Raw genomic sequence first — 4,828 nt, 5'->3', positions numbered from 1 at the left:
TTCAAAACGCGCCCGATCAAGGCCGGGCAGCACCGCTTCCAGCCGGGCGCGGCGGGCCTGCCACGGCAGCGTCCGCAGATCCTCCCCGGCCACCGACAGCACATCATAGACGCGGATGAAGGCCGGGCGCTGCGCCATCAATTTCGCTGCCGGTGCCTTGCGCCCCAGCCGCTGTTGCAGCGCGTTGAAACTGCCCGACGCCGCCACAGCATCGGCCTGGCCTTCGCCGCGCACCAGCAATTCGCCGTCCAGCGCCAGCGGCTGATCGAGCGCCTGCGCCACATCGGGAAAGCTGGCGGAAATATCATCGCCGGTGCGGCTGAACAGGCGCGTGCTGCCGCCGGCATGAACGATCTGCACGCGAATCCCATCCCATTTCCATTCAGCAGCGTGCGCGCCCAGATCAAGCTCCACCCCGTCATCCAGCGGGCTAGCCAGCATGAACGGGCGAAACACCGGCACATCGCCGGCCGTGGGCTGCGGGCCGGTGCCGGTGGCCCAGGCAAACAGCGGCGCAAACGGCGGTGACAGGCCGTGCCACACCTCCTCCACTGCCTCGACATCAAGGCCAAAGCCCTGCGCCAGGCCGGTTTTCGCCAGCCGCGCCGACAGGCCAACCCGCAGCGCGCCGGTGGCCAGCTTGATCATGGCATAACGGCCCTGCACATCCAGCCGGTCCAGCAGCGCTGTCACCACGGCGGGCGCCTCGGCACGCGGCAAGCCGGCCAATAGCGTCACAACCTCATCAAGGCTGGGCGGCGGCGGCCGTTCACCCAAAGCCGGATTGCCGGGCGGATCGGGCCACAGCAACGAGATGGTTTCTGCCATGTCGCCAACGAAATCATGGCTCATGGCAAACAAGGCCGGATCGACCCGCTGCGCCATCAGGGCCTTGAGCAGGCTGGGCTGAACGGCCTTGAGATCGAGCGTGCCGGTAAGGGCCGCCAGCGCCCAGCCGCGATCGGGATCGGGCGTGGCTTGCAGATAATCGGCCACCAAGCGCAGCTTGGCATTGCGCGAACGCGTATAAAGCAACGCGTCCAGCAGGCGGGCAAAATCCTCCATCACCGGCCGGGTTAGCATGGCGGCCCAAGTTGCGCTAAAGCGATTTTCAATGCGAATGCGCGATCTTGAAAAGGCGAGCGGTGTCGGGCGGGAAACCATCCGTTTCTACATCCGCGAAGGTCTCCTCCCTGAACCTGACAAGACCAGCCCGAACAGTGCGCGCTATTCCGAAATCCACGTCACGAGGCTGAAGGCGATTAAGCGCCTGCAGGAAGAGCGTTTCCTGCCGCTGGCCGTTATCCGCACCCTGCTGGAAGCGGATGATGGCGATCGCTGGCTGATGCCCGATGCCTTCCCGATGCTGGATGCGCTGCTGGCCCAACGGCTTGAGGAAGCCGGCCCGGCGCGGGTGCTGCTCGCCGATATGGATTTGCCCGGTTATCAGCACGGCCATCTGGACGATTTGATGATCCCGTTGGGCGAAGACGGCACTATCGCCGCGCGCGATGCCGCGATTTTGCGCACCCTGCAACGGTTGGACGATATCGGCTTCACGCCCGAGCTCGGCTTTGATGGCGGACAGCTGCGGCTGTACAATGTGCTGATCGATTGGCTCACGGCGCAGGAAATCAGGCACTTTTTGCAACACACGGCCGGCCATGTGGGCGAAGCCAAGGCGATTGAAATGGCCGAAGAAGGCATTTCGGTGATCAACGAACTGCTCGGCCAATTGCGCACCCGTGCTCTGCTCAGGAAATTGGCGGAGCGGCGCAGGATCGCCAACGACAACCATTGAGGGACAGGCAATGAGGCAGTTCGCACCGATGATGGCGCTTGCCGCGCTGCTGCTGGGGCCGGGCCTTCCCGCCCACGCGCAGACCACCGCAACCGACAATCCGCCGCTGCGCCATGTCCGCGTATTGGCGACCGGCGGCACCATTGCCGGAAGCGGCAGCGCCAACAGCGCAAGTTACCGTTCAGGCATGGTGACGGTGGCCGGCCTGATTGCCGCGTTGCCGGGCATCGACGCGGTTGCGCGGGTTTCGGGCGAGCAGATTGCCAACATCCCCAGCGGCGACATGGATGAAACCATCTGGCGCAAGCTGCATGCCCGGGTGCTGGCGGGCTTTGCCGACCCCGATGTGGCCGGCATCGTGATCACCCACGGCACCGACACGCTGGAGGAAACCGCCTTTCTGCTCAGTCTGCTGCTGCCGCCCATCAAGCCGGTGGTGCTGGTCGGTTCCATGCGCCCCAGCACGGCGGTTTCTGCCGATGGGCCGCAAAACATGATCGACGCCATCCGGGTGGCGAGCGCGCCGGCGGCGGCGGGCCGCGGGGTGATGGTGGTGATGAACGACACGATTTTTGATCCGCGTTCAGTCACCAAAACAGATGTGCACCGCATCGAGGCATTTGCCGCGCCGGGCCGTGGCCCGATCGGCGAGGTGCTGCAACCGCTGCCGCGCTTTTTTGCGCCAATCCAGCCGCAGCCTGACCTGCTGGCGCTGGGCGAGGCGAAATTGCCCCGGATTGCCGTTGTTTATGTCTATGCCGGCCTCACCGCTGATGATGTTCGCAATACGGCCAGAGATGCGGCCGGTGTGATCATGGCTGGCGTCGGTGCCGGCGGCCTTTCGACCAGCGCCCGGCAAGCCGTTCGCGAACTCGCCGCACGCGGCATCCCGGTGGTCCGCAGCGCCCGGCAAGGTTTTGGTGACATTTGGCGATCCGATGCCCAGTCCGGGCCGGACAACGACGACCGCGTCGGCACCATCGCCGGCCGCGAACTCACCCCGGCCAAGGCGCGCATCCTGCTGATGCTGGCGCTGCAACAGCCGCGAACCAGCGCGCAATTACAGGCGATGTTCGACCGGGCGGGGGCGAATTGATCAGCCTCAGAACCCCGTCGACACGGTGAGAACTGGCCCGCTGCCGGGCGCGGCATTGCCGCCGACCCGCTGGCGCCAGTCGGCTTCGAGGCGGATGCCCTTTACCTGCGCCGCGAGCGAGGGGCCAGCTTCCACCCGCCACGCGTCGGGCGTTCCAGTCTGAATGCTGGCCCAGGCGGCCGCGTGCACCGTGACGGGGCCAATGCGAACGAGGCGCGCGCGGGCCTGGCCGCCAGCATAGATCTGCCCGGTATCTAGCACGCCGGCTTCGCCATAGCCCTCCAGCCGCTGCCCCAGCATACGCCCACCAGCGGCCAGCCGGGCGGTGAAGGCGCCGCGCGTGGCATCGCCAAGCGGAACCAGCCGCTCCACCGAGAACGACACGCCGGGCAGCAGGGTCTGGCGCAGTCCAATCGCGAGTTGCGCGGTTTCCCCGCGCACGCCGCGCACATCGGCGGCCACGTTGGCGCGCGCCACCAGCGCCAGCGGGCGGCGGGCGTAGGGATCGGAAAGATAGGCGATGCTGCCGCCCACCTGCCCGCCGCCCAGCACCGGTGACGCGGCAAAACCAGGCAAGCCGCTGCCGGGCTGATCGAGCAGCGCGCCGCCATCCCGCAGCAGCGCAAAACCGCCCACCTGCCAGCGCCGGCCAAGTGCGGCGCGATCGGCCTGCCACTGTTTATTGCCCAGCTGCACGGCCAGCGCGGCATCAAACAACGCGGCGGCATTGCGGCGCTGTCCAGCCCGCAGCTGGCCATAGGCGCCGGCGGCCAGGATGAACGCCGGATCGCGCAGCGCCGCGGCAGCGGACAACGCGGGCGCGGCGGGCGGCACGGCAACGGGCGGCAGCACCGACGGAGCCACTGGCACGGGGTTAGCAACAGGCTGCGGCACGTCTGGCGGCCCAGCCATCGCCTGTAAAAACGGCGGCGGCGGCGGAGACAACGGCGGCCGCAACACGCTGGCCTCGGCGCGCATCGCCGGCGGCGCCAGCATTGGCCCAAGCGGCGCCAGCAATACCACCGGCGGCGCCGGCATTAATACCGTCGGCGCCGCCAGCAGCACCAACGCCTGCATCTCGCGGTGCATTGCCGGCAGGCGCACACCGATCCACAGCGCCAGCACCAGCCCCAGCCCGGCCAGCGCCCGCAGCGGCCGGCCGATCAGACCGCTGCTGCCAATCATTGCGGCAGGCTGGGAAAACGATGGACCGTCTTGTCCCACGTCAGCCGGCGGCCGGAGCGCAGGGCCTGCGTGTAGCGTGACACCGCCCGCAACGCCGCCGCGGCATTGACCAGATTGCCGACCAGCGCTCGCGGTGCGGCCAGCAGCGCTTCGGTCAGGCCGTGCAAGCGCAGGGTGAACAGCGCCCGCACCAGCAGCCGCCAGCACAGCAACGTCCAGTTCAGCCACAGCAGGGCCAAAGTCACGTCGCCCGCCACGGCCGGCAACCGCGCTGCCACCGGCGACGCCATGCGCAGCAGGCCATCGACGCCCAGCAGCAGGGCAATCAAATACGCCGCCAGACTGAGCAACGCCATCAGCGGCGCCTTGCGGTCGCGAAGCAGCATCCAGCGGTTGGCCAGCCCGCCGCGCCAGCCAACCCGATCCCAGCCAGCCAGCGATATCCCGGTGAGCCAGCGCGATTTCTGCCGCACAGCAGCCGAAAATGTGGCCGGGAAATGCTCGCGCGTCGCCACTGGGCGGCCATCGGCGATCACCCACACCAGTGCACCGGCTCCTCCCAGCGCGTGCACATGCTGGCCCAATTCATAATCCTCGGTCAGGCTGGCGGCATCAAATGGCGCGCCGCTGCGGGCATCGGCGGTGCGGCCCAACATGGCACGGTCGATGGCGACGCCCACTCCGGCCGCCGGCACCGCAGCGCCCAGCCAGTGCCGCACCAGCAGATCCTTGGCGTGGGCTTCGGC

General features: G+C 67.9%; 5 protein-coding genes. 2 read left to right on the top strand and 3 right to left on the bottom strand.

Features of this window, described 5'->3' with window-relative positions; genetic code table 11:
- On the bottom strand, positions 1–1,065 hold a 1,065-nt coding region (locus tag ACESL8_RS10165), incomplete at its 3' end, for a cisplatin damage response ATP-dependent DNA ligase (RefSeq protein WP_372918439.1).
- 55 nt (positions 1,066–1,120) lie between these two features.
- Here ACESL8_RS10165 and ACESL8_RS10160 point away from each other — a divergent pair.
- Both ACESL8_RS10160 and ACESL8_RS10155 read left to right on the top strand, forming a co-directional pair.
- The gene (locus tag ACESL8_RS10160) at positions 1,121–1,801 is read left to right on the top strand and encodes a MerR family transcriptional regulator (RefSeq protein WP_372918437.1); all 681 of its coding nucleotides are present in this window, start codon (positions 1,121–1,123) and stop codon (positions 1,799–1,801) included.
- Positions 1,802–1,811: 10 nt separating this feature from the next.
- On the top strand, positions 1,812–2,897 hold the full coding sequence (locus tag ACESL8_RS10155; RefSeq protein ID WP_372918435.1) for an asparaginase: 1,086 nt from the start codon (positions 1,812–1,814) through the stop codon (positions 2,895–2,897).
- A gap of 6 nt (positions 2,898–2,903) precedes the next feature.
- Here ACESL8_RS10155 and ACESL8_RS10150 read toward each other — a convergent pair whose 3' ends face one another.
- Entirely contained in the window at positions 2,904–4,082 is a 1,179-nt protein-coding gene (locus ACESL8_RS10150) for a hypothetical protein (RefSeq protein ID WP_372918433.1), read from the bottom strand.
- Positions 4,079–4,828 (bottom strand): glycosyltransferase family 2 protein (locus ACESL8_RS10145; RefSeq protein ID WP_372918431.1); only part of this gene is annotated, 750 nt, incomplete at its 5' end. The genes ACESL8_RS10150 and ACESL8_RS10145, both read right to left, overlap by 4 nt.

The organism is Sandarakinorhabdus sp., from assembly GCF_041689835.1.
Taxonomy (GTDB): Bacteria; Pseudomonadota; Alphaproteobacteria; order Sphingomonadales; family Sphingomonadaceae; genus Sandarakinorhabdus.
Note: the sequence above shows the minus strand (reverse complement) of the source record. Positions and strands in the feature narration are given on the sequence as shown.